The 25,091-nt window shown below is 63.8% G+C and carries 24 protein-coding genes; 18 read left to right on the top strand and 6 right to left on the bottom strand.

The annotated features are described in order from the left end of the window. Positions 1-9: 9 nt before the first annotated feature. The 5 genes from C5P05_RS20200 to C5P05_RS20180 form a co-directional block, all read right to left on the bottom strand. Positions 10-1,182 carry an acyl-CoA dehydrogenase family protein gene (locus C5P05_RS20200; RefSeq protein WP_114971631.1) on the bottom strand — a complete coding sequence of 391 codons (1,173 nt, stop codon included), beginning with the start codon at positions 1,180-1,182 and terminating at the stop codon, positions 10-12. Positions 1,183-1,360: 178 nt separating this feature from the next. Then, a complete protein-coding gene (locus C5P05_RS20195) occupies positions 1,361-2,197 on the bottom strand; it encodes a sugar phosphate isomerase/epimerase family protein (protein ID WP_114971630.1) in 837 nt (278 codons plus the stop codon). Between the two features lie 135 nt (positions 2,198-2,332). Beyond that, complete coding sequence (locus tag C5P05_RS20190; RefSeq protein ID WP_114971629.1) at positions 2,333-2,959, bottom strand: NIPSNAP family protein; 627 nt, start codon at positions 2,957-2,959, stop codon at positions 2,333-2,335. 73 nt (positions 2,960-3,032) lie between these two features. Continuing rightward, on the bottom strand, positions 3,033-4,736 hold the full coding sequence (locus tag C5P05_RS20185) for an FAD-dependent oxidoreductase (RefSeq protein WP_114971628.1): 1,704 nt from the start codon (positions 4,734-4,736) through the stop codon (positions 3,033-3,035). Next, positions 4,733-5,560 (bottom strand): IclR family transcriptional regulator, encoded by an 828-nt coding sequence (locus C5P05_RS20180; protein WP_114971627.1) that lies wholly within the window; start codon positions 5,558-5,560, stop codon positions 4,733-4,735. Before C5P05_RS20180 ends, C5P05_RS20185 begins: the two co-directional genes overlap by 4 nt. A 140-nt stretch (positions 5,561-5,700) precedes the next feature. On the opposite strand from C5P05_RS20180, the gene C5P05_RS20175 reads away from it, so the two are divergent. From C5P05_RS20175 to C5P05_RS20110, 14 genes are all read left to right on the top strand, one after another. Further along, positions 5,701-6,495: a shikimate dehydrogenase family protein gene (locus C5P05_RS20175; RefSeq protein WP_114971626.1), complete on the top strand. Its 795-nt coding sequence runs from the start codon at positions 5,701-5,703 to the stop codon at positions 6,493-6,495. A 1-nt stretch (position 6,496) separates the two neighbouring features. Beyond that, positions 6,497-8,260: an FAD-dependent oxidoreductase gene (locus C5P05_RS20170; RefSeq protein WP_114971625.1), complete on the top strand. Its 1,764-nt coding sequence runs from the start codon at positions 6,497-6,499 to the stop codon at positions 8,258-8,260. A 147-nt stretch (positions 8,261-8,407) separates the two neighbouring features. Beyond that, the gene (locus C5P05_RS20165; RefSeq protein ID WP_232834591.1) at positions 8,408-9,220 is read left to right on the top strand and encodes an SDR family NAD(P)-dependent oxidoreductase; all 813 of its coding nucleotides are present in this window, start codon (positions 8,408-8,410) and stop codon (positions 9,218-9,220) included. Positions 9,221-9,251: 31 nt separating this feature from the next. Beyond that, a complete protein-coding gene (locus C5P05_RS20160; protein WP_114971623.1) occupies positions 9,252-10,103 on the top strand; it encodes a branched-chain amino acid ABC transporter permease in 852 nt (283 codons plus the stop codon). Positions 10,104-10,120: 17 nt separating this feature from the next. Next, entirely contained in the window at positions 10,121-11,101 is a 981-nt protein-coding gene (locus C5P05_RS20155; protein ID WP_114971684.1) for a branched-chain amino acid ABC transporter permease, read from the top strand. A 13-nt stretch (positions 11,102-11,114) separates the two neighbouring features. After that, complete coding sequence (locus C5P05_RS20150; protein ID WP_114971622.1) at positions 11,115-11,834, top strand: ABC transporter ATP-binding protein; 720 nt, start codon at positions 11,115-11,117, stop codon at positions 11,832-11,834. Beyond that, entirely contained in the window at positions 11,831-12,535 is a 705-nt protein-coding gene (locus C5P05_RS20145; RefSeq protein ID WP_114971621.1) for an ABC transporter ATP-binding protein, read from the top strand. Before C5P05_RS20150 ends, C5P05_RS20145 begins: the two co-directional genes overlap by 4 nt. Before the next feature lie 67 nt (positions 12,536-12,602). Further along, positions 12,603-13,793, top strand: coding sequence for an ABC transporter substrate-binding protein (locus C5P05_RS20140; protein WP_114971620.1), 1,191 nt, complete (start codon positions 12,603-12,605; stop codon positions 13,791-13,793). Between the two features lie 8 nt (positions 13,794-13,801). Then, positions 13,802-14,212: a 5-carboxymethyl-2-hydroxymuconate Delta-isomerase gene (locus tag C5P05_RS20135; RefSeq protein ID WP_114971619.1), complete on the top strand. Its 411-nt coding sequence runs from the start codon at positions 13,802-13,804 to the stop codon at positions 14,210-14,212. A 19-nt stretch (positions 14,213-14,231) separates the two neighbouring features. Beyond that, positions 14,232-15,140 (top strand): NAD-dependent epimerase/dehydratase family protein, encoded by a 909-nt coding sequence (locus C5P05_RS20130; protein ID WP_114971618.1) that lies wholly within the window; start codon positions 14,232-14,234, stop codon positions 15,138-15,140. A gap of 15 nt (positions 15,141-15,155) precedes the next feature. Further along, positions 15,156-15,992 carry an SDR family NAD(P)-dependent oxidoreductase gene (locus tag C5P05_RS20125; protein WP_114971617.1) on the top strand — a complete coding sequence of 279 codons (837 nt, stop codon included), beginning with the start codon at positions 15,156-15,158 and terminating at the stop codon, positions 15,990-15,992. A gap of 3 nt (positions 15,993-15,995) precedes the next feature. Beyond that, on the top strand, positions 15,996-17,582 hold the full coding sequence (locus tag C5P05_RS35010) for a methyl-accepting chemotaxis protein (protein WP_114971616.1): 1,587 nt from the start codon (positions 15,996-15,998) through the stop codon (positions 17,580-17,582). 16 nt (positions 17,583-17,598) lie between these two features. Continuing rightward, positions 17,599-18,183: a hemerythrin domain-containing protein gene (locus C5P05_RS20115; protein WP_114971615.1), complete on the top strand. Its 585-nt coding sequence runs from the start codon at positions 17,599-17,601 to the stop codon at positions 18,181-18,183. Positions 18,184-18,320: 137 nt separating this feature from the next. Further along, positions 18,321-18,761, top strand: a complete 441-nt coding sequence (locus C5P05_RS20110; protein ID WP_114971614.1) for a CBS domain-containing protein — start codon at positions 18,321-18,323, stop codon at positions 18,759-18,761. An 11-nt stretch (positions 18,762-18,772) separates the two neighbouring features. Here C5P05_RS20110 and C5P05_RS20105 read toward each other — a convergent pair whose 3' ends face one another. After that, positions 18,773-20,134 (bottom strand): CHASE3 domain-containing protein, encoded by a 1,362-nt coding sequence (locus C5P05_RS20105; protein WP_114971613.1) that lies wholly within the window; start codon positions 20,132-20,134, stop codon positions 18,773-18,775. 265 nt (positions 20,135-20,399) lie between these two features. Between C5P05_RS20105 and pyk the strand changes: the two genes are divergently transcribed. From pyk to C5P05_RS20085, 4 genes are all read left to right on the top strand, one after another. Continuing rightward, on the top strand, positions 20,400-21,833 hold the full coding sequence (gene pyk, locus C5P05_RS20100) for a pyruvate kinase (RefSeq protein WP_114971612.1): 1,434 nt from the start codon (positions 20,400-20,402) through the stop codon (positions 21,831-21,833). A gap of 113 nt (positions 21,834-21,946) precedes the next feature. Beyond that, positions 21,947-23,011 (top strand): class II fructose-bisphosphate aldolase, encoded by a 1,065-nt coding sequence (gene fba / locus C5P05_RS20095; protein ID WP_114971611.1) that lies wholly within the window; start codon positions 21,947-21,949, stop codon positions 23,009-23,011. A 108-nt stretch (positions 23,012-23,119) separates the two neighbouring features. Next, positions 23,120-24,037: a phosphoribosylaminoimidazolesuccinocarboxamide synthase gene (locus C5P05_RS20090; protein ID WP_114971610.1), complete on the top strand. Its 918-nt coding sequence runs from the start codon at positions 23,120-23,122 to the stop codon at positions 24,035-24,037. A gap of 24 nt (positions 24,038-24,061) precedes the next feature. Further along, positions 24,062-25,090, top strand: a complete 1,029-nt coding sequence (locus tag C5P05_RS20085) for a LacI family DNA-binding transcriptional regulator (RefSeq protein ID WP_114971609.1) — start codon at positions 24,062-24,064, stop codon at positions 25,088-25,090. Position 25,091 lies beyond the last annotated feature (1 nt).

The raw sequence follows: 25,091 nt of genomic DNA, 5'->3' as shown, positions 1-25,091 counted from the left end.
GTGTGCTCCTCAGCGGTTCACGTCAAACAAGACCGCGCCTTTTTTCATGACGCTGCGGGCGATCACGGTGCGGTGGATTTCGCTGGTGCCGTCGAAGATGCGGTAGATGCGCGCGTCGCGGTAATAGCGCTCGATCGGCAGTTCCTTGCAAAAGCCCATGCCGCCAAAGATCTGCACCGCGCGGTCCACCACGCGGCCCAGCGTTTCGGCGGCATGCACCTTGACCATGGCGATTTGCTCGCGCGCGTCAAAGCCCTGGTCCAGCATCCAGGCGGCGTGGTAGACCATCCAGCGGGCGGCGTTGATCTCGATGGCGCTGTCCGCCAGCATCTGCTGCACCAGCTGGAAGTCGCCGATCTTCTGGCCAAACTGCTGGCGCTCCTTGGCGTAATCCACCATCAGTTCCAGCACATGGCTGGCCTTGCCGACGGCGCGCGCGCCCACCTGCGCCAGGCGCACCACGTTGAGCGCGCCCATGGCCAGCTTGAAGCCCTGGCCCTCGCCGCCCAGCAAGGCGATCGGTTCCAGTGCCACGTTGTCGAAGAACAGTTCCAGATGCGGCGTGCCGCGAATGCCCATCATCTTCTGGTCCTTGCCGACGACAAAGCCGGGCAAGCCCTTGTCCACCATGAACATGGAGATTTCTTTCTCACCCGTCTTGGCCGAGACCAAGAAAAAATCGCTCCACTCGCCATCGCTGATGAAGTGCTTGCTGCCGTTGAGCACCCAGCCGTCCTTCCCGTTGATTTGGGTTTTTTTGGCGTGGGTCTTGATGCCGGCCGCGTCCGAGCCGGCGCCCGATTCGGTGATGGCAATGGCGCAGGTGCGCTCGCCGGCGACCGTGGGTTTCAGCCAGCGGTTCACCTGCTCGCCCTGGCACACCAGCAGCGGCTCGTAGATGTTGCCAAAGGCGCGGCGGATCAGGATGTCGGTGGTGTGGCCGAACTGCTCCTCGCACAGGATGCGGTCCAGGTTGGACAGACCGCCGCCGCCTAATTCTTCGGAGATGTTGAGGGCGTACAGGCCCAGTTCCTTTGACTTGTCGTGGATGGCCTGGGCTTTTTCAGGCGCCAGGAAACCCTGGTTTTCAATCTCGTCTTCCAGCGGTTTGAGTTCTTCGGCGATGAAGCGACGTACGGTGGCTATCATCATTTTTTGTTCGTCGTTCAGGGAAAAGTCCATGGTGTTTCTCCAGCTTTGATTCAAAGGTGATGGGGCAGGCGGCCCCATCCGGCGCGGACACAGGGCGAACCCGCATCACGCGCTGCTGAACCAGCGCGCACCAAAGAAGAAGGGCAGGCGGGAGATCGGGTCAGGACGGTTTGGCACGGTGAACTCCAGAGGCGTCAGGCGGGGTGACTCAGCCTTGCGGCTCCAGCAGCGCACGGCTTGCGGCCAGCGCCTGGCGTGCCCATTCGGTTGGGCCGAGTTCTGCCAGCCGCTTTTCATGCGGTACTTCCACACTCACAGGCAGGTCCTGTGGCAGGGCGGCAAACAGGTCTGAGAGCTCGATGCCGCCTTCGCCCGGCAGCAGCCGTTCGCAGCGCGCGGTATGGATCATTTCTTCGACCGTGAAGGTGCGGCCGATGCCTTTGGGCGGCGGGGCGCTGGTGGGCGCGTCGCAGATCTGCGCGTAGTGCAGCAGCGCGCGCGGGATGGCGCGGATGTCGCCCAGCGTCGTGCCGGAGCGCGCCACATGCAGCGCGTCCACCAGAATGCCGGCGTTGCCCGGACGGCCGGCGGCGTTGATCACGCGCAGTGCGGCCTTGGCATCGGGCACGGCGGTCCAGGGCATGAATTCGAGGTCGGCGCTCAGGCCGTAGGCTTGCATCAGTTCGCACAGACGTGCGTAGTTCTCGCTGAGGCGGGCCTCGTCGGTGTCGTCACCGGCCACCAGCACGGCTTTGGCTTTCAGCGCGGCACCGGCTTCCAGCAGCGGCAGGTAGCTGCGCGCATCGAAGCCTTCGGCAATGCGGATGATCTCCAGATCAAACACGCCGACGCCGGTGTCGTTTTGCGCCGCCACGGTCTCGCGCAGCACCTCGGGCTGGCCGATCAGGAACTGCTGCGGCGCGCCCGGCGCATTGGGCAGCAGGCGCAGGCCGACAAAGGCATAGCCCAGTTCGCCCGCGAGACGCACGGCTTGCGGGGGCGTCAGCGTGTTGGAGGTGAGATAGGCAAGAGAGTAGATGCGCATGGTGATTCCTTTTGAGATGCCAGTTCCGCTTCGGAACTGCGCACGAACCCTGAACCGTCATCGCGAGGAGCGCAGCGAGGTGGCGATCCAGGGGTCATGGATTGCCGCGCTTTGCGCGCAATGACAGGTTGCGGTTTACTTCAACGGTGACACGGCCGTGGGCATGGCAATGGTCGAGCTCATGGCGGTGGTGAGAAACGCCGGGCCGCCTTTGGGGGGCCAGATGCCTTGGGCCACGGCGTCGGCGCGGGCCTTGGACCTCGCGTCCAGTGTCGGGTAGGACCAGATGTTGGTGAAGCGCAGCGGGCCGTCCAGCGCGACCATGGCGACAACGCAGGGCGACAGGGCTTCGCGTGGCGGCACGTACTGTTGCCACAGGTCGATGGTGGGCTGCACGCCACCGACCTTGATGCCGTAGGTGCGGATCTCGTACACCGGGCCCTGGACGCCTGATTCAGCGCTGGGGCGCACCGGCTTCATCCACGGGAAGCCCTTGTAGCTGTGCTGCTCCAGGCTCTGGAACACGTCGCCGCAGCCGAAAGGATTGGCGCTCTGCTGGGTGCGCTCGCGTTCGGCCTGCAGGCTGGTCAGATCGGCAAAACCGCGCAGCACAATCATCTGATTGAGCGTGCCGATGTCGGTGAACCAGCAGCCCAGTAGTTCGCCTTGGGCTTGCGGTTCAGCAGCGTAGGCCTGCACGTTGGTGGCGGCTTGGCCGGCTGTGCCAAAAGGCAGGGTCATGGTAGCGAGTTCGTAATACATCAGGGTTCCTTCTGGTTTGCTATTCAAATGAGAGCTATATGCGCTTATTTCACGGGGGCTAGAGGCCAATTTCTTATAAATTTCTGGTGATTTCGACGCCCGCCGCATGGTGCGCGGCGATGTAGCCGAAGGTCATGGCCGGGCCTAGCGTGATGCCGCCGCTGGGGTAGTGGCCGCCCATCAGGCTGTTCATGTCGTTGCCGCCGGCGTACAGGCCGGCAATCGGCAGGCCCCGGGCGTCCAGCACCTGGGCGCTGGCGTTGACCTGGAGTCCGGCAAAAGTGCCCAGGCTGCCGGGCACCACGCGCACTGCGTAGAACGGGCCGCGTTCGATCGGCGCCATGCAGGGGTTGGCGTGAGCCACAGTGGCGTCGCCCTGCATGCGGTTGTATGGCGTTTCGCCCTTGGCAAAGTCATCGTCCCGGCCCTTGAGCGCCTGCAGGTTGTAGCGCAACACGGTTTGCTGCAGGGTCGCGGCGTCGATGCCGCAGGCCCGGGCCAGTTCACTCAGGCTGTGACCGCGCTTTAGATAGCCGTTTTTAAGCATTCGGCCCAGCGGCATCGGCGCCGGCTTGGCCGCGCCCAGACCATAGCGGCGGATAAAGCGGTGGTCGCACACCAGCCAGGCCTGCACCGGTTGACCCGCCGGCGTGACGACCAGCAGATTCCGCATGAAGTCGTAATAGGAATCCGCTTCGTTGGTAAAGCGTCGACCCGCTCGGGTGACAGCGATCAGCCCTGGTTTGCCCCGTTCGATCAAATGCGGAAAATGCGCCAAACTGCCATCCGCCTGCGGCACTAGGGACACCGGCGCCAGCGCCGCCGCCTGCACCAGATCGCGCGCCACCACGCCACCGGCCGCTTCACCCAGGCGCAGACCGTCGCCGCTGTTGCCGCGCGAGGCGGCCGACCAGTGTTCCTGGCCGGTCGGGGCGTGCGGCAGCAATTCTTTTTTGCGCTCCGTATCGAATGGAAAGCCGCCACAGGCCAGCACCACGCCGCAACGGGCGCGGATTTCCACGTCGCCGTCCGGGCCGCCGATGACTGCGCCGACCACGCGGCCCTGCTCGGTCAACAGCCGCCGCGCCGGGCTGCCGGTGCGAATTTCCACACCGGCTTCCAAAGCCGACGCGGCCAGCCCGGCCACCAGCGCATTGCCGTTGACCAGGCGCATGCCGCGCCGGTGCACGAGCACATCGCGGAAGTGGCGCAGCACCAATTTCGTTACCTGCCAAAACGAGGTGGGCGAGCGCATGGCGTTCAGAAAATGCTTCAGCTCCGCGCCCGAGGCAATGCCCATGCCCCACAAGGTGGTCTCCGGCAGCGGCGGTTTGAGTCGCTCGATGTGGCGGCCCAGCCGGCGCCCGTCAAACGGTGCGGCGCAGAGCGAGCGCCCGCCGGTGGACGCATCGGGCGTGCGGCCGTGAAAGTCGGGAATGCTGTTGCCGTCGGTGAACTGCAGCGCCGTCTTGCTGCGGAAGAACTCGACCATGCGCGGGCCGTTGTTCAGAAACGCGCGGGCGCGGGCCTCGTCAAACTGCGCGCCCAGTTCATGTTTCAAATACGAGAGCGGTTTCTCAATGGATTCCTGGATGCCGGCCTCGCTGGCCAGCGGGTTGCGCGGAATCCACATCCAGCCGCCGGACCAGGCGGTGGTGCCACCAAAGCACGGGTCTTTCTCCACCACCAACACCGTCTGCCCGAGGTGGGCTGCGGTCACGGCGGCCGACAGGCCCCCCGCGCCGGAGCCAATCACGAGCAGATCAAGCACTTTCATAAGGCGTAAATCGGCTGCGCCAGTGCTTGCCGGCCCACGGCGGGCAGGCGCTTGTTGAAGAAGGGCGAGGCCCCGCTGGCAGCCGCCAGTTGCGCGGCCGTCGACAGCAATTCAGGCGCCAGGGCGCGCATTTTTTCTTCGGTAAAGCGCACCGTCGGGCCGGCGATGGTGATCACGCCCAGGGGCGGCTGCCCGTTCAGGCGCACCGGCGCGCCCATGGCGTTCAGCCCGGCCGTGAAGGTCTCCTGCGTCAGGCTATAGCCTTGCGCACGCGCCTCGTGTACGCAGTCCATGACGGCCTGCAGCGTGGCCGGCGCGTTCGGGCCGTACTCACTCGACTGGCCAATGCCCTGCTGGGCGACCAGCGCCAAAGCCGCTTCGTCCGGCAGCGCCAGCATCCAGGCGTGGCCCGAGGCGGAGCAGCTCAGGCGCGCGTCGCTGCCCATGTCGGGGTCGTAGCGCAGGCCCTGGCGCGCGCCTTGGGCCCGCGCCACCCAGGTCAGGCGGTCGCCGTCGATGACCGACAGGCGCACCAGTTCGCCCGAGACCTCGGCCAGGCGGTCGAGCAGCGGCTGGGCGATGTCCACGATGCCGGTGTTGCTGAGGTAGCTCAGGCCCATGGCCACCAGTTTGGTGGTGAGCACGTAGTCGCCGTGGTCACGCGCCTGGCGCACATAGCCGCAGCGCACCAGGTCGGTCAGCAGGCGGTGCGCGCCGCTGCGCGGGATGTTGAGCTGGTCGGCAATCGCCGCCAGTTCCAGGCCGTGCCCGTGCTGTGCCAACAGCTCCAGGATGCCCAAGGTTCGTTCCAGTACGCCATTCATGACGGGTTACTCCATTTGATGGATTGAATTTTATTGCAAAACAGAATTTAATTCAATAGTTGAATAGTATTCCACTTTTATGTAAGATGCGGCCTCTTTCGAGAAACTCTCATGTCCAACACCTCACGGATTAAACAGCCATGTCACAACTTTTAAGCGGCGCCACACGCGTCCACTTCATCGTGGGCGACCCGATTGCCCAGGTCAAATCACCCGCGGATGTCACCCTGGCCTACCACGAGCGCGGGCACAACGCCTACGTCATGCCGGCCCATGTGGCGCCTCAGGATCTGGCGGCCTGGGTGGCGGGCGTGTCGCTGGCGAAAAACGTGGACGGCATCATCGTCACCGTGCCGCACAAGTTCGCCTGCTTTGAGCTGTGCGCCACCACCTCGGACCGCGCCGCGTTCCTGCACACCGTCAACACCATGCGCCGCAACCCGGATGGCAGCTGGCACGGCGACATGTTTGACGGCCTGGGTTTTGTGGCGGCCCTGCGTGACAACGGCTGCCCGCCCGAAGGCAAAAAGGCTTTGCTGGTGGGCGCCGGCGGCGCCGGCTCGGCCATTGCCCATGCGCTGGTGATGGCGGGCGTGAGCGCACTGGCGATCCACGACGAGGACACGATCCGCCGCAGCACGCTGGTCAACCGCCTGGCCGGCCTGAACCAATGTCCGGTGGCGCATGGCACGGCCGACCCGAGCGGCTTCGATCTCGTCATCAACGCCACGCCGGTGGGCATGAAAGAGTCAGATCCCTATCCGCTGGACGTGGCGCAGATCAGCGCCAACATGTTTGTGGCGTGCGTGATCACCGCGCCGGCCATCACGCCGCTGATTGCCGCGGCGCGCGCCAGGGGCTGCGGCACCATGACCGGCGCCCACATGTTTGGCCGCGTGCGCGACCTGATGGTTGACTTTCTGCTGGGGGCCTGAGATGCCGGTCCTGACTGATCTCACGGCCCTGCCTGAGTCCGCGCGCTATGACGTGGTCGTCATTGGTGCCGGCGGTGCCGGCCTGTCGGCGGCGCTGTTTGCCGCTATCGACGGCGCCAGCGTGTTGCTGGTCGAGCACACCGGCTACGTGGGCGGCACCACCGCCTGGTCGGCCGGCACCACCTGGGTGCCGGGCACGCACCACGCCGCCACGGTGAACCCGAGCGACACGCTGAATGAAGCCGCGCGTTACCTGAACAACGCCGTGGGCGAGCGCACGCCGGCGGCGCTGCGCCAGGCTTTTCTGGACCACGGGCCGCAGGCGGTGAAACACATCGAGGCGAATTCGCAGGTCCAATACCGCCCCTACGCCAAGCACCCGGACTACATCTCCGATCTGGGTGGCTCCACCCTGGCCGGCCGCGCGCTGGAGCCGCTGCCGTTCGACGGCCGCTTGCTGGGTGACTTGTTCAAGCTGATTCGCCCGCCCATCCCAGAGTTCACCGTGCTGGGCGGCATGATGATCGACCGTACCGACATCAACCACCTGCTGGGCATGACGAAGTCGCTGGCGTCGCTCCAACACGCGGTCAAGATCATTCTGCGTCACGCCGCTGACCGCTTGCGCTACCCGCGCGGCACGCGCCTGGTGATGGGCAATGCGCTTGTGGGGCGTTTGCTGTATTCGCTGTCCCAGCGCGGCAAGGTCTCCTTGTTGTTGAACACCTCGCTGGCCAAGATCGGGCGTAGCGCGGACGATGTGGAATCGGTCACGCTGCTGCAACACGGCCAACGCCGCACGGTGCGGGTCAGCGGCGGCGTCATCCTGGCCAGCGGCGGTTTCAACCGGCACCCGGCCTTGCGTCAGGCCATGCTGCCGGGCGTGGACCCGTGCTGGTGTCCGGCGGCGCCCGGCCACACGGGGGATGCGCATGATCTGGCGCGTGGCCTCGGTGCGCATTACGGCACCGGCGGTGACACCCACGCTTTTTGGGCGCCTGTCTCACTGCGTAAGCGCGCGGATGGCAGTCAGGCGGTGTTTCCGCACTTCGTGATGGACCGCGCCAAGCCCGGCATGCTGACGGTGAATCAGGCGGGCGAGCGTTTCGTGAATGAAAGCACGTCCTACCACCTGTTTGCGCTCGGCATGCAGCAGTCCAACCAGAGCACAGCCGCGACCACGACGAAACCCGCCGTTCCCGCCTACCTGATCTGCGATGCCGAGGCCCTGCGCAAATACGGCCTCGGCATGGTGCGCCCGGGCGCCAAACCGGGTGGAAAAGGCTTGGCACCCTTCCTGGCCGACGGCTACCTGACCGAAGCGTACACGCTGGCCGAACTGGCGCGCAAGCTGGGCATGGATGCCACAGGTTTGCAGACCAGCGTCCAGAAGATCAACGCCTACGCCCAGACCGGCGTGGACCCGGATTTTCAACGTGGCGTGACGGCTTACCAGCAGAACATCGGCGACGCCGCCTGGCCCGGCAAGAACCCCACCCTCGGCGCATTGACGCAAGCGCCGTTCTACGCGGTGCGTTTGTACCCCGGCGACATTGGCGCCTCCACCGGGCTCGCCACCGATGCCGACGCCCGCGTGCTGGGCGCTGGCGAACGGCCGATTGCTGGTCTGTACGCGGTCGGCAACGACATGCACTCGATCATGGGCGGGGTCTACACCGGCCCCGGCATCACGATTGGTCCGGGCCTGGTCTTTGGCTACCTGGCGGCACGCCACGCCGTGGCACGGGCGCAGGCGTCGGCCTAGGGAAAACACCAAGGAAGGCGTGCATGAAATGTCCTGTTTTCGGCCCGAATCGTTGCTGGATTTCGCTGACCGGCCCTTCAAAATTCAGCACTCTTGAAGCCGGACTGTCATGGTCCGTCCGCTTTAAACCACATGGAGAAAACAAGCATGCAACAACAGAATGAAGCGGTCGCCATCGTCACCGGTGCTGCTGATGGCATCGGCTGGGCGACCGCGCAGCGACTCGTTGCGGACGGGTATTGCGTGGCGCTGCTGGACTTGCGTGGCGCTGCCGCCCAGGCCCGCGCCACCGAGCTGGGCGCGCAGCACCTCGGCGTGGCTTGTGACGTGAGCTCCGAGGCCAGCGTGCAGGCCGCCGTCGCGGCGGTGCTGGCCCGATTTGGACGGATTGATGCCCTGGTCAACAACGCCGGCATCGGCGACCAGACCGGCCCCACGGTGGCGCAAAACGTCGCGGCCTTCGACCGCGTGCTGGCTGTGCATCTGCGCGGCACCTTCCTGATGAGCCAGGCGGTCGCCCACGTCATGCTGCAGGCGCAAGCGAAGCCGGGCCAAGCGCGCGGCGCCATCGTCAACCTGGGCTCGATTGCTAGCAGCATCGGCTTGCCTTCGCGCAATGCCTACAGCGCGGCCAAGGCCGGCGTGCTGGGCATGACGCGCGCCATGGCCAGCGAATGGGCGCGTGCGGGCATTCGCGTCAACGCCGTGGCGCCGGGCTATGTGCGCACGGCGATGGTGGCGGAACTCGAACGCCAAGCGGCCATTGACGCCAAGGGCATCGCCCACCGCACGCCACTGGGCCGGATGGCGGAGCCGGCCGAGATAGCTGAAGCGATTGTTTTTCTGGCCTCGCCCCGGGCCAGTTACATCACCGGCGCGGTGCTGCCGGTGGACGGCGGCTGGACCGCTTTTGGGGCGACGGAATCGGTCTTGCCAGCACTGGCGCAGGCCGTGACGTGAGCCATCCCTATCAAAACGAGGAGACAACAAAGTGTTAACCATCAACCTGTTCAACGGCCTGGTCTACGGCGCCTTGCTGATCGTGATGTGCTCCGGCCTGGCCTTGATTTACGGCCTGCGCCGCGTGGTGAATTTCGCCCACGGCTCGCTCTACATGCTGGGCGCCTACCTCGGCTATTCGATTGCCAGCCACAGCAACTTCTGGGTCGCGCTGGTGGCCGCGCCGGCCATCATGGCGCTGCTGGGCGTGCTGCTGGACCGCTACGGTTTTCGCCTGCTGCAGGACCGCGACCCCTTGAGCGTGGTGCTGGTCACGTTTGGTTTGCTGCTGGTGATTGAAGACTTTGTGCAGACCGTCTGGGGCAAGAGCAATCTGTCGATGGTCGCACCGGCGGCGCTCAACACCTCGGTCGATCTGCTGGGCACGGCCGTGCCGGCCTACCGCATCGCCGTGATCGGCGTCGGCGCGCTGGTGGCGCTGGGCCTGAGCCTGTGGCTGCGCTACTCCAAGGTCGGCCTGTTCGTGCGCGCTGCCAGCACTGACCCCACCACCACCGCCATGCAGGGCGTCAACACCGACGCGCTCAGCGCCGGCGTGGTCGGCTTGGGCACCGCGCTGGCCGGTCTCGCCGGTGTGGTGGCCGCGCCGTTTTTGTCGCTGTCGCCGTCCATGAGCAGCGACGTGATCATCGATTCATTCGTGGTGGTGGTGGTCGGCGGCCTGGGCTCGCTGGCCGGCGCCTTCATCGCGGCGATGGTGCTGGGGATGATCCAGGCGCTCGGGGCGGTGTATCTGCCGGACGTCGCGGCGCTGCTGCCTTTTGTGCTGATGGTCGCCATCCTGATCTGGAAACCCGCCGGGTTTGCCGGCAGCCGCACTTGATTGAAGGAGAAATTCACATGTCGATTCAACGAATCAGCCTGGGCACCGTCGGGGCGCTGGCCCTGGGTGCCGCCGTGGCGGGTGGCGTCAGCTCCAGCACGGTCTTGTCGCTGCTGACGCAAGCCATCATCTACGCCGTGTTTGCCATCGGGGTCGGCCTGCTGCTGCGGCAAAACGGCATGGTTAGTTTCGGCCATGCGCTGTTTTTTGGTTTCTCCGGCTATGCCGTGGGCATCATCCTGCAGCTGAAGCTCATGCCGGCCGAAGCCGCCATCGTGCTCACCCTGGCGGGCATGGCCCTGATGGCCTTTCTCATGGGCCTGGTGATCGTGCGTGTGCCGGGCGTGGCCTTTGGCATGCTGACGCTGGCCATCGGCCAGATGTTCTACCTCACGGCCTCGCGTTCACGCGGCCTGACCGGCGGCGCCGACGGCATGAACATCGAGTGGCCGGCCACCCTGTTTGGCGTGGCGCAATCCCAGTTGCTCAAGCCGGCCAGCATCTTCCTGCTGTGCTGGACCACGCTGGTGCTTGTGATGCTGCTTCTGACCTTGCTGCTGCGCAGCCGCTTTGGCAGCATCACCGAAGCCGTGCGCGACAACGAGGAGCGTGCCCGCTTCATCGGCATCCAGACGCTGCTGCCGCGCGCCGCGGTCTATGCCCTGTCGGCCACCGTGACCGGATTGGCCGGCTTGCTGTCGGCCTTGAACACCGGCTTTGTCTCGCCGGAAAACCTGCACTGGAGCCTGTCGGGTGTGGCGCTGATGATGGTCGTGGTCGGGGGCTACAAGGCCTTGTGGGGCCCGGCGCTGGGGGCCGTGGTGTATTTCCTGGCCAAGGACATCCTGGGCGACTTCGCCAACCACTGGATGGCCATTTTCGGCATCGCCCTGATCACCGTGATCGTGTTCTCGCCCACCGGCATTGCCGGCGCGTTGGAGCGCCTGCGCAAGGGCAAGAAAACCCTTCCCACCGCCAAGGCTCCGGCCGGGCACTGATTGGAGACACAAGATGACTGACTATGTTTTGCAAGCCGACGACGTGGCCATCCACTACGGCGGCGTCAAGGCAGTGGACGGCGTGTCGCTCACGCTGGAGCGCGGCCAGATCCGCGGCCTGATCGGCCCGAACGGCGCCGGCAAGTCCACGGTGATCGACGCCATCACCGGGCGGGTGCGCCTGACGCGCGGCAAGGTGCAGCTGGGCGGCCAGGACGTGACCGAACTCGGCCCCACGGCGCGGCGCCTGCGCGGCCTGTCGCGCAGCTTTCAGCGCACCAGTATTTTTGGCCAGATGTCGGTGCGCAAACAGGTCGAGCTGGCCTCGCACAAGATGGGCGTGGCCGATTCCAACGCCGACGCCGACGCCGTGCTCAAGGAACTCGACCTGATGCCCATGGCCCATGTGATCGCCGATGACCTGGGTTATGGCGAGCAGCGCCGCCTGGACCTGGCGCTGGCGCTGGTGGGCCGCCCCAGCGTGCTGTTGCTGGACGAGCCCATGGCCGGCTTGTCGGTCAAGGAATCGATGGACCTGGCGAAGCACCTGAAGGCGCTGACCTCGCGCTGGGACGTGTCGGTGCTGCTGGTGGAGCACGACATGGACGTGGTGTTCGGCATCTCCGATGTCGTCACCGTCTTTGAATTGGGCCGGGTCATCGCCAGTGGCGAGCCGGCCGCCGTGCGCGCCGATCCGCGCGTGCGTGAAGCCTATCTCGGGAGCGCCGCATGACCGCCTTGTTGAAACTCGAAAACGTCAACGCCTTTTATGGCTCGGCCCACATCCTGCACAACCTGAGCCTGACGGTGAACCCGGGCGAGCGCGTGGCGCTGATTGGCCGCAACGGCGTCGGCAAGACCACGGTGGTCAACACCATTCTGGGGCTGGCCGCGCTCAAGGGCGGGCGCATCCATCTGGGCGACTACGCGCTGCAAAAGCCGCGCCCCTACATCGCCGCCCAGCAAGGCGTGGTGGTGGTGCCGCAGGGCCGGCGCATCGTGGCCAATCTGACGGTGGAAGAAAACCTGATCCTCGGTGCTGCCGTCGGCCGCAAAGGGCACTGGAACGTGCCCGAGGTCTACAAGCTGTTTCCCATTCTGCAAGAGCGTGCTCACACGCCGGGCACGGCGCTGTCCGGCGGCCAGCAGCAGATGCTGGCGGTGGGCCGGGCGCTGATGGCCAACCCGGCGCTGATCCTGCTGGACGAGCCCACCGAAGGCCTGGCGCCGGTGATCGTGGACCTGCTGGCGCGCATCTTTCAGCAGGTGGCGGCCCAAGGCACCGCGCTGCTGCTGATCGAACAAAACATGAGTCTGGTGGTGCGGGTGGCCGAGCGCTACTGCGCCATGGCCAAAGGCGCGGTGGTGGCGCACGGTCCGGTGGAGAACACGCGCGAGAGCCTGCTGAATCTCGAAACGCACGTCATGGTTTAACGCAATTTTTAGGGCAAGTAACGGTAGCCGGACCGTATCCGGTTTGATTGATTCAGGAGACAACAACATGTTCAAGATGAAAACCCTGCCGCGTGCACTCGCGGCCCTGGCCCTGACCGCTGCGCTGCCCCTGGCGGCACTGGCGCAAGGCAAAGAGCCGGTCAAGGTCGGCCTGGTCTCGTCCAAGTCGGGCGTGTTCGCCCAGCAGGGCGAGGAAGTGATCCGCGCCGTGCAGTTTGCCATCGATGAAGCCAATGCCAGGGGCGGTGTGGATGGCCGCAAGGTCGAGGTGCAGACCGGCGACGACGAAGGCACGCCCGATGCCGGCCGCCGCGTCGCCGAGAAACTGGCGCGCGATGGCCACAACCTGCTGATTGGCGCCATTCCATCGTCCATCTCGCTGGCGCTGGCGCAAAACCTGGAGCGCTGGGATGCGGCCTACTTCATCGTGGCGAGCAAGTCCGACAAGCTCACCGGCGACACCTGCAAGGCGCGCAGCTTCCGCACCAACCATTCGGATGCCATGGACATCGCCATGATCAATGAGTGGGCCAAGGGCCTGAAGGAAAAAACCTTTGCCGTGCTGGCTGCCGACTACGTGTGGGGCCGCGACTCGGGTGAGTCGTTCAAGAAGGCGGCCGAAGCCTCCGGCAAGAGCGTGCCGCTGAGTCTGTACGTGCCAATGGGCACCAAGGACTTCTCGCCCTACATCGCGCAGCTCAAGGCCGCCAACGTGGATGCCATCTGGGTGGCCGAGACCGGCCGCGACGCCATCGCCTTCGTCAAGCAAGCGGAAGAATTCGGCCTGATCCCGAAGACAAAACTGATTGGTCATTCGCTGATTCAGAACTTCATGATCAACGCCACTGGCAAAGCGCTGGAGAGCACCCCGGGCACCACGGCCTATACGGCCGACATCGACAGCCCGCGCAACAAGGCCTTCGTCGCGGCCTGGAAGGCCAAGTTCAACCGCCTGCCGACCGACAACGAAGGCCAGGCCTACAACGGCGCCCAAGTGATGTTTGACGGCGTGAAGAAGGCCGGCAGCGTGAAGCCGGCCGACGTCAGCAAAGCCCTGCGCGGCGCCACGCTCGACACCCTCTACGGCAACGTCACCATGCGGGCCGCCGACAACCAGTTGCTGCTGCCCAACTTCGTGGCGCGTGCCAAGATGGTGGACGGCGCCTTGCGCCCGGTGATCGAGCAGACCTTTGCGGCGTCGCTGACGCCCGCCGCATCGCCGCTGTGCAAGATGTAAGACCGGCCATGCCGCACATCCAGATTGACTACAGCGCAAACTTGGAAACGGTCGTGACCGACGCGTGCCTGGTGGACGCCGTCCACCAGGCCGTGGTCGATTCGGGCATCTTCCCGGTGTGGGGTATTCGCACCTTCGCCCGGGCTGTGGCGCAGTACCGGATTGGCAATGGCGAGGCTGAAAACGGCTTTGTCAATATCAGCGTGCGTATCGCACCGGGTCGCAACCTGGCCTTGCGCCAGCGCATCAGCCGGGAGCTGTTCGGAGCCGTGCTGCAAACCATGGACTCGCTGTTCAAGACCCGGCGCCTGGGCTGCCAGCTGGAAGTCACCGAGTTTGATGCCGAAGTCAGCATTTACAAAAACAACCTCGCCGTCACGGACGACCCCGCAGAAGCTGTGGTGTGCAGGGTAACGTGACGACTCTGGAAAACAATCGATGAAACGTGTACTGGTGACGGGTGGCAGCGGATTTCTGGGGGCCTGGATCATCCGCCGGCTGATCGCCCGCGGCGTAGCGGTGCGGGTGTTCGACATCCATGCGAATCGGCAGACGGTGGCGACAATTGCCGGCGATGTGGCGAATCAGTTGGACTGGCGGGTTGGTGACATCCGCCATGCGGAAGATGTGCAGGCGGCGATGCGGGGCTGCGACGGCGTGGTCCACCTGGCCGGCGTGCTGACGCCCGATTGCAGCGCGCACCCGGTGCGTGGCGCCGAGATCAACCTGATCGGCGCGCTCCATGTGTTTGACGCCGCCCGCGCGCTGGGGCTGGGCCAGGTGGTGTATGCCAGCTCGGCCGGCGTTTATGGCCCGCAGGATGCGCGGCACCCGCAGCCCGCGACTCATTACGGCGCCTTCAAGCTGGCGGTCGAAGGTTCGGCGCGGGCTTATTGGCATGATCGCCAACTGGCCAGCATTGGTTTTCGGCCCTTTGTCGTCTACGGCCCGGGACGGGAAACGGGCGTGAGTGCCGGCCCCAGCCTGGCCTGCCGCGCCGCTGTGCGGGGCGAGCCCTACACCATCGGCTACACCGGTGCCTCTGGCCTGATTTATGTGGATGACGTGGCGCAGGCGTTCGAAGCGGCGCTGCTGGCGCCGGCGCAAGGTGCTCCTGTTTACAACCTGGTCGGCCAGGTCGTCACCGTGGACGAGGTGATGGCGGAGATCCGGCGCCAGGCGCCCGACGCCCAATTGAGCGCCGACGGCCCGCCGCTGACGATTGCACCCGGTATCACCGAAGACGGGCTGGACGCGCTGTTGCCACAGCGCCAGCAAACCAGGCTGGCGCAAGGCATTGCCGCCACCCTGCAGTTCTACCGGGCGCAGGCTGCCGTGCAACCCTGAGCTAAAAGGCATTCCATGAACACTTCCCCTCCCATTCATGCCCTGGTGACCGGCGCCACCGGTGGCATTGGCCGTGGCATCTGTTTCGCGTTGATCGAGCAGGCCCGCAAAGACGGTGCGCGCATCCACATCAGCGCGGCCGCCTCCCAGCCCGGTGAACGGCTGGACAAACTCGTGGACGAACTGCGGGCCGCCGGCGCCACCGCCAAGGGCGTGGCCGGCGACATCACCGACCCGGCCGAGTGCACCGCCCTGGTGGCGCAGGCCCGAACCCAAGGCGGCGATTTGACGGCGCTCATTTGCAATGCCGGCGCCTCCGGCCCCGGCCGTCTGGCCGATCTGCCGGTGGCGCAATGGGATCGCACCTTCAACCTCAATACCCGCTCCGCCTTGTTGCTGGCCCAGGCGGCGCGCGAACAGCTGGCGCGCACGCGCGGCAGCATCACGGCAGTGGCGTCCATGTCGGGCCTCACGCCGCATCCGGGCTATGGCGCCTACTCGGCGGCCAAGGCCGCGCTCATCATGCTGTGCCGGCAATTGGCGCAGGAATGGGCGCCTGAGGGCATTCGCGTCAACACTGTTTGCCCCGGCATGATCCGCACCCCGCTGACCGAGCCGGTGTACCAGGACGAGGCCACGCTGCAGCAGCGCCAGGCGCTGGTGCCGCTCGGCCGCATCGGCCGGGCGGAGGACGTGGGCGCGGCCGTGGCCTACCTCGCCAGTGCCGCGGCGTCCTATGTGACGGGGCACAACCTGGTGGTGGACGGCGGCATTTCCGACCACATGCTCACGCTGATTCCGGGTCGGCCGGGCGCGCCACCGGTGGCGGACGTGCCGGTTCGATCGAAATAGCCCATGCACGACATGAAAGTTGCATCCCGCTTGACCCTTGGCTTTGGTGCGCTCGTCCTGATCGGAATCGCGATTGCGATCGTTGGTGCGCTCAAAATGCGCGCACTGGCCGCTGGGCTGGACGATGTGGCCAATAACCGCATGGTCAAGATGGCTCAGTTCACCGAGCTCTCTGACAATTTCAACGCCATCGCCCGCGCGGCGAGCAACATCGTCATGAGCGAAGACATGGATTTCACCGATGGCGAGAAGAAGAGGATTGGTGAACTGCGGATCGCCAACGTGAAGCTCTTTGCGCAACTTGAAAGCAATATGTCGGCGCCCAAAGCACTTGAGTACCTGAAGACAATCAACGACAACTGGGGGCCCTACAACGCCGCGCTCGATCACGTTCTCAAACTCGTCGACAACGGCGAAAAGGCGGAACCCAGCCGCCTGCTGACCGGCGATGTGCGCAACGTGCAGAACGTCATTTTCAACGCCGTCGATGATTCACGGGTGTTGCAGAAGGAAATCGTCGACACGCAAGCCCATGCGTCCACAGAGACAGCGCGTACCACGATGGCCCTCATGTTGGGCATGGCGTTGTTGATGCTTTTGGTGGGCGCAACCGTCGCCAGGCTGATCACCCGCAACCTCTCACGCGCACTGGGGGCCGAACCCGCCGAGCTGTGTCAAGCCGTCAGCCGCATTGCCGATGGTGATCTGAGCGCCCGGCTGCATGTGCGCGACGCCGACACAGACAGTGTGCTGGCAGCCCTGCAGCGAATGCTATCGTCGCTAGCCCATGTGGTCAGTGCGGTGCGCCAGGATGCCGAAAGCGTGGCCACCGCCAGTGCGCAGATTGCCTGCGGTAACCATGAACTCTCAGCCCGCACCGAACAGCAGGCCGGCACCCTGGAGGAGACGGCCGCCGCCATGGAACAGCTCAGCGCCACCGTCAAGCAAAACGCCGACAGCGCCGTCCAGGCGAACCAGATGGCCCTGAGCGCGAGCAGCACGGCGGTTCAGGGAGGTGAGGTGGTGGCACAGGTGGTGAGCACCATGAAGGGTATCAATGACAGCGCCAGGAAAATCTCCGACATCATCACCGTCATTGACGGCATTGCCTTCCAGACCAACATCCTGGCCCTGAATGCGGCGGTGGAAGCCGCCCGCGCCGGTGAGCAGGGGCGCGGCTTTGCGGTGGTGGCCAGCGAGGTGCGCAGTCTGGCCGGACGTTCGGCAGATGCGGCCAAGGAGATCAAGAGCTTGATCCATGCCAGTGTGGAGCGGGTTGAGTACGGAACGGTTCTTGTGGATCAGGCGGGCGTCACCATGAGCGCGGTTGTGAGTGCCATCAAACGTGTAACCGACCTGATGGAGGAAATCAGCGCCGCCAGCAGTGAACAGAGCCAGGGCGTGTCCCAGGTTGGTGAAGCGGTTGTGCAAATGGACCAGATCACCCAGCAAAACGCTGCGCTGGTTGAAGAAATGGCCGCCGCCGCCAGCAGCCTGAAAGGGCAGGCGCAGAACCTGGTCGGCACGGTGGCGGTGTTCAAACTGCGCTCGGCACAACGCGCGGGTCAGGCGCCTGCCAAGCTACCTTAAAACCCAGGAGAACGACATGACACATGAAAGTATTCAAATCATTCGCGACGAGCACGCCGCCTTGGCCGCCATGTTGCGTTCGCTCGGCATGATGGTCGAGCACGGGTCCGGGAAGGATCCGGAGAATTTTTTCGATGTATTGCGTGCGATGCTGTTCTACATCGATGAGTTTCCCGAGCGCCTGCATCACACCAAAGAATCCGAGCTGCTTTTCCCCCGGGTGGTCCGGCTGGCGCCGGATATGCTGGCGGTGATTGAACAGCTCGAAAAAGACCATGTCGGTGGTGAGTCAGCCGTGCGCGAGTTGCAGCATTTGCTGCTGGCTTGGGAGTTGGTTGGTGATTCCAGACGTGAGGCGTTTGGGGAGTCGGCTAAAAAGTACATTGCTTTTTATCTGGAGCACATGCGGCTGGAAGAGACGGTGATCCTCCCGAGCGCCCAAAAGGTGTTGACTGAGGCGGACTGGAAAGAGCTCGATGCCGCTTTTGCCACCAACTGTGATCCCCTCACGGGCAAATACCCGCGCGACCCGGCCTATGACCGGCTGTTCACGCGCATTGTGATGCGGGCACCTTCACCGATTGGTTTGGGCGAGGGCTAGGACCACATTGGCGGGCTCAGCGGCCGCCGTGATCGACGCGAAAGTACCGGATAATTGACGCAGACCCCTTGCCATGCCGGTGGATATGGGATGAAACTCGCACCTGCATGGACATCATTGTTGGAGGAGAATAAAACATGACCGCTGTTGCCGACATTCTCAAATCCAAAGCAGATCCGACGGTCCACGCCGTCAGGCCCGATGACTCGGTGTTTGAGGCGCTCCAGCGCATGGCTGACAAAGGCATTGGCGCCTTGTTGGTGATGGACGGCGAGGCGATTGTCGGCATCGTGACGGAACGCGACTATGCCCGCAAAATTGCGCTCAAGGGGCGCACCTCGGCGTTGACGCTGGTGCGCGACGTCATGACCACACCGGTGTTGTTCGTTAAACCCGCACAGACCAGCGAAGAATGCATGGCGCTGATGACCAACAACCGGCTGCGCCACTTGCCGGTTGTTGATAATGGCAAGCTGCTCGGCCTCATCTCCATCGGCGATCTGGTAAAGGACATCATCTCTGAGCAGAAACTCACGATAGAGCAGCTGGAGCACTACATCACCGGCCAACGCGGCTGAAAGCCAGGGCCCTAATCCTGCGGCGTGTGATTCGCCGATTCCGGCAAGCTTGCCCGTATCAGGGTGCCTTTCCCGGGTGCCGACTCGACTCCAAATGAGCCGCCTTCCGCCTCGACTCGAAAGCGCATTCCCGCCAGTCCATGTGCAGAATTGGGTTGCCTGGCGGTGTCGAAGCCGACACCATCGTCCCGCACCGAAACCTGCGCAAAGCCGCCGCGTGTCCCTAGAGTAAGCCAGACATTGTGTGCCTGTGCGTATTTTGTGAGATTGGTGAACGACTCCTGCACGACACGGTAAATGACCAGCTCGGTGGCCGCCTCCAGTTTCACAGGATTCAGATCACGGTGCACCTCAATGCCGGTCTGCGCGGACAGTTCGCGCGCCAGGATGTCGAGTGTCGCCACCAGGCCGAGGTGGCTCAGTGATGACGGTTGAAGTCCCTCGACGATGCGGCGCTTCAGCGCAACACAGTTGTTGAGCGTGTCCACCAGATGCGTCAGCAGGCCAAGGGCTGCTGGCGCCGCGTCGGTCAAGCGCGGCTTGATGCGCGCCACATCGAGTTTGGCGGAGGTCAGCAGCGCGCCCAATTCGTCGTGCAAATCGCTCGCCAGGCGTCGGCGCTCGTCTTCGCGGCTGGTTTGAAGATGGTGCGTCAATTGGGCCAGGGACTCAGTACGCCGGCTCACCTCCATCTCCAGTTGGTCGCGCTCGAATTGCACCTGGTTTTTTATCTTCAGTTGCTGCTGCATGAGGGTGGCGTTTTTTCGCGAATAGACAAGAAGTGCCAGGATCACGAGGGCGCAAAAAGCCGCCAGACCGATCCGGCTCAGCAAGAGCGTGGTGTCGATGTTGGTTCGGCCTTCCTCGAATCGCAATGACTCCTGCCGAAGCAGGTCATCGGTAAGGGCCAGCGTGTCCATCATTTGCTCCCGGCCAATGCCGCTCAATACCATTTCCACGGCCGTCTTCGCCTTGCCCTCGTCATACAGGCGCAGCGTCAGGGCCAGCTCGGACAGCCTGGATTCGGTCAAGGTGTGCAGTTTTTCCAGCAGCGTTTTGGCTTGCGCATCGCCCTTGTAGCGTTGATCCAGATACTGCAGCGCCTCTGCAATTGATTGGCGCGCCTTTTGATACGGCTCAAGGTACTCCTGGCGGTGGGTCAGCAGGTAGCCGCGCTGGGCCGTTTCTGCATTGAGCAGGCCGCGCTCCAGACGGTGGATGTTCATGCGCGCCTGACCCATCGTGCGCAGCTCGTCCAGACTTCTGGCCGCCTTGTGGTAGGAGCGTTCACTGACGAACAGGATGGCTAAAGCAGCGAGACAGGCAAACCAGAAGGCAAGACGATTGCTTTTGATGATCCCAAAAGTATCCATGCTCAGCCCTCATTGGTAAAGCTGGTCATTCTTTGCCTGCATTCGAACAAACGCCGTTGACAGATATCAAGCGTGGATTCCGGCGAGGGACTCAACTGCGTTTGTGCACTTGCACGTCAACCTCCATCCCAATGTAGTCACTGGGGGCGCCAAAGCCATTTTCAAACATTGCCCCCGGAAATCTCATTGGGAGCCCCTCAAGCTGTCGCTGGCATGTAACTACTTCCGTGTAAAAATTGGAACTTAATTACAAGGAGACAGTTTCATGACCCGTCGCGCAACCAAAATCGTCGCCACTCTTGGCCCAGCTTCCAGTGATCCGGCCTTGCTGGAGCAGATGATTCGCGCGGGCGTCAATGTGGTGCGCTTGAACTTCAGCCACGGCACGGCGCAAGATCATATTGACCGGGCGCATCTGGTGCGTGAAGTGGCGCAGCGCGTGGGCCGCGAGGTGGCCATCATGGCCGACCTGCAGGGCCCCAAAATTCGGGTTGGCAAGTTTGCCGACGGTAAGGTGGTGCTGGTGCCCGGCGCCAAGTTTGTGCTGGACGCCGCGCGCACTGAGCTGGGCGACGTCGATGCCGTGGGGCTGGACTACAAGGCGCTGCCGCGCGAAGTGAAGGCCGGTGATGTGCTGCTGCTGAACGACGGCCTGATCGTGATCACGGTCGATGCCGTCATCGGTGAGGCCGTCCATACCACCGTCAAGCTCGGTGGCGAGTTGTCCAACAACAAGGGCATCAACAAGCAGGGCGGCGGGCTGACGGCGCCTGCGCTCACCGCCAAGGACATGGACGACATTCGTACCGCCATGAGCTTCCAGGCTGACTACGTGGCCGTGAGTTTCCCCAAGAATGCCATCGACATGGAAATGGCACGCCAGCTGTGCAATGTGGCCGCCGCCGAATATGGGCACCGGCCCGGCATGATCGCCAAGATCGAGCGCGCCGAGGCGATTCCGCGCCTGGAAGAAATTTTGCTCGCCAGTGACGGCATCATGGTGGCGCGCGGCGATCTGGCTGTGGAAGTGGGTAATGCGGCCGTGCCGGGCCTGCAAAAACGCATGATCAAGCTGGCCCGTGAGCACGATAAGGTCGTGATTACTGCGACGCAGATGATGGAATCCATGATCACCAACCCGGTGCCAACCCGTGCCGAGGTGAGCGACGTGGCCAACGCGGTGCTGGACGGCACGGACGCCGTGATGCTATCGGCCGAGACCGCATCGGGCCGCTACCCGCTGGAAACGGTGATCGAGATGGCCAGCATTTGCCATGCCGCAGAAGGGCACGAAGACTTCAAGCTGGAAGCCGATTTCACCGGCAAGACCTTCAAGCGCATCGACCAGTCCATCGCCATGGGCGCGCTGTTTACCGCCCATCACCTGGGTGCCAAGGCGATCGTGGCCATGACCGACAGTGGGTCGACCGCGCTGTGGATGAGCCGGCATCTGATTCAAGTGCCTATCTATGCGCTCACCTCCAAGGTGGCGACACAACGCAGAATGGCGCTGTACCGCAATGTGCGTCCGCTGTTCATCGACACCAGTACCGACCGCGATACCGCGCTGTCTGAGGCCGAGAATCATCTGAAAACCCGTGGCATTGTTCAAAGTGGCGACGTTTACGCCATCACTTGTGGCGAGCCCATGGGTGCGCCGGGGGGTACCAATATGCTCAAGATTTGCCGGGTGTCGTGATTTTTGTTACGAATGTCTGCCTGGCTTGAGTGCAGTTAGAGGTCGGGAACGGTAAAATCCGGCTCATCGGTACTAGTTACCAAGCGGTTACCAACATCCCGGGGGATATCAAAATGGCACTTGTCTCTATGCGCGAGCTGCTGGATCACGCAGCCATCAACGGCTACGGCATTCCAGCTTTCAACGTCAACAACCTGGAGCAGGTTCAGGCCGTCATGCAGGCCGCAGAAGAAGTCGGCGCGCCGGTCATTCTGCAGGCCAGCGCGGGCGCCCGCAAGTACGCGGGCGAGGCTTTCATCAAGCACCTGATCGCGGCGGCCATCGAGGCCTATCCGCACATCCCGCTGGTGATGCACCAGGACCACGGCCAAAGCCCCGAGGTATGTCAAGGCGCCATCAACCTGGGCTTTAGCTCGGTGATGATGGATGGCTCCCTGATGGCCGATGGCAAAACCATTGCCAGCTACGACTACAACGTGGAAGTCACCCGTAAAGTGGTGGATTTGGCCCATGCCACAGGCGTCACGGTGGAGGGCGAGCTGGGCTGCCTGGGTTCGCTGGAAACCATGAAGGGCGACAAGGAAGACGGCCACGGCACCGAAGCCACCATGACCATGGACCAGCTGCTGACCGACCCTGAGCAGGCGGCCGACTTCGTCAAGCGCACCCAGCTCGACGCGCTGGCGATCGCCATTGGTACCAGCCATGGCGCCTACAAGTTCACGCGCAAGCCCACAGGCGACATTCTGGCGATTGACCGTATCAAGGAAATCAACCGCCGCATTCCCAATACCCATTTGGTAATGCACGGCTCCAGCAGCGTGCCGCAAGAGTTGCTGGCCATCATTCGTGAGTACGGTGGCGACATGAAGGAAACCTACGGCGTGCCGGTGGAAGAAATCCAGAAAGCCATCAAGTTCGGCGTGCGCAAGATCAACATCGACACCGACATTCGCCTGGCCATGACGGGCGCTGTGCGCAAGTTCATGGCGCAAAACCCGGATAAATTCGACATGCGCGACTGGCTCAAACCAGCCCGTGAAGCCGCCAAACAGCTGTGCAAGCAGCGCTACATGGAGTTCGGTTGCGAAGGCCAGGCATCGAAGATCAAGAGTCACAGCCTCTTTACGGTGGCCGGGCAATATGCACGGGGTGAATTGGCACAAGTCGTTCACTGATCTTTGTAATTGCGATAATCAGGGCCCGCTGCCGGTGAATGCACCGCAGCGGGCTCTTTGTTTTGCCCACCACGTCCTCAAACGTCCTTTACGCCCTGATTGCCCGCTATGACTGCTGCCCTGCACACCTCCATGCTGACCTCCCTGCCCCTGCTTGCCCGTGGCAAGGTGCGCGACAACTACGCCGTGGGCGACGACCGCATCCTGATGGTCGCCAGCGACCGCCTGAGCGCCTTTGACGTGATCATGGGCGAGCCCATCCCCGGCAAAGGCGCGCTGCTGACGCAAATGGCGCTGTTCTGGTTCGACCAGCTAGGCCCCCGTGGCTTGAATATTTGCCCCATCCACCTGACGGGCGAAGCACCAGAGAGCGTGGTCACGCCGGCCGAAATACCGCAGGTGGCGGACCGCTCCATGCTGGTCAAGCGCCTCAAGCCCTTGCCGGTGGAAGCTGTGGTGCGCGGTTATCTGGCCGGCAGTGGCTGGAAGGAATACCAGGAGAATCAGGCGGTGTGCGGCGTCCAGCTGCCGCCCGGGCTGAAGAATGCCTCCAAGCTGCCCGAACCCATCTACACGCCGGCCGCCAAGGCGGCCGTGGGCGACCATGACGAGAACATCACGTTCGAGCAAACGGTGGACATGATCGGACTGGACCTGGCGACCCGCATCCGTGACATCAGCATTCAGATCTACAAGGCGGCCAGCGAGATCGCGGCCAAAAAAGGCATCATCATCGCCGACACCAAGTTTGAGTTCGGCCTGGACGCCGACGGCACACTGACGCTGATGGACGAGGTGCTGACACCCGATTCCTCACGCTTCTGGCCGGCTGAGAGCTACCAGGAAGGCACCAACCCGCCCAGTTTCGACAAGCAGTTTGTGCGTGACTGGCTGGAGCAGGCGCAGGTGGACGGCAAACCGTGGAGCAAAACCCCGCCGGCGCCGCGTGTGCCCAATGAAGTGATTGCCAAGACCGCCGCCAAATACCAGGAAGCCATGCAGCGGCTCATGGGACAGGCTGCTTAAGCACGCGATTGGGAGGCCGCGACCGTGCCCCCACAAAACCCTTCCGCCTGGATTACCGCTGCCGACGTCGCGCGCAAGGCCGGCGTTTCCCGCTCGGCAGTGTCGCGCACCTTTACCGAGGGCGCCAGCGTATCGCCTGAAACCCGTGACAAAGTGCAACGCGCCGCGGAGGCTCTGGGCTACCAGGTGAATATGCTGGCGCGGGGTGTGATCCAGCGCCAGAGTAACCTCGTGGGAGTGGTGGTCAAGGGCTTTGACGACCCGTTTTTGCAAAGCCTGCTCGGGCCGATCACGCACCAGCTGGCTTTGCGCTCGCTGGCCCCCTTGCTGATGGACGCCAGTGAGCCCGCCCAGCTCGCGAAATCCTTGCGACACCTGCTGCAATACCGCATTGCCGGTGTCATTCTGACCTCGGGCACGCCGCCGATCCAGTTGGCGAAAGAGTATTTGCGTCTGCGTGTTCCCGTGGCCATGATCAACCGCGCGCCCGATCTGGAAGGCGTTGATGTGGTCAACAGCGACCATTTTGAAGGGGGCGCGGTGGCTGCCCGTGCACTGCTGGCCAGCGGCGCGCGCAAGCTGGTGTTTCTCAGTTCCGACATGGCCACCTACAGCGCACGACTACGGGGCGAGGGCTTCGTCCAGACCCTCGCACCCGCAGTGCAAGCCGGTGAAGTCGTCTTGCGCAACATCCATGCCTCCGGCGCCACCTACGCTGGCGGGTTCGACGCCACGCGCGCCTTGCTGGCGGATGCACAGACCCGGCCAGATGGCGTTTTTTGTGCCAACGACGTCCTGGCTTGCGGATTGGTCGATGGTGCCCGCCAGTTTTTTGGCCTGCGCGCACCCGAAGATTTGCAGGTGATCGGCTTTGACGATATTCCGATGGCCGGCTTGTCCGCATACTCGCTGACAACGCTGCGCCAAGACGTCAATGCGTTGGCGCAAAGCGCAGTGGCCTGTCTGTTCGAGCGCATGGCAGAGCCCGACATGCCCGGGCGCATGCTGCAATTGCCGGTGACGCTGGTGACGCGCGCGTCCTCACGTTCTTAAA

It is taken from the genome of Rhodoferax ferrireducens, from assembly GCF_003347515.1.
Classification (GTDB): domain Bacteria; phylum Pseudomonadota; class Gammaproteobacteria; order Burkholderiales; family Burkholderiaceae_C; genus Rhodoferax.
Note: the sequence above shows the minus strand (reverse complement) of the source record. Positions and strands in the feature narration are given on the sequence as shown.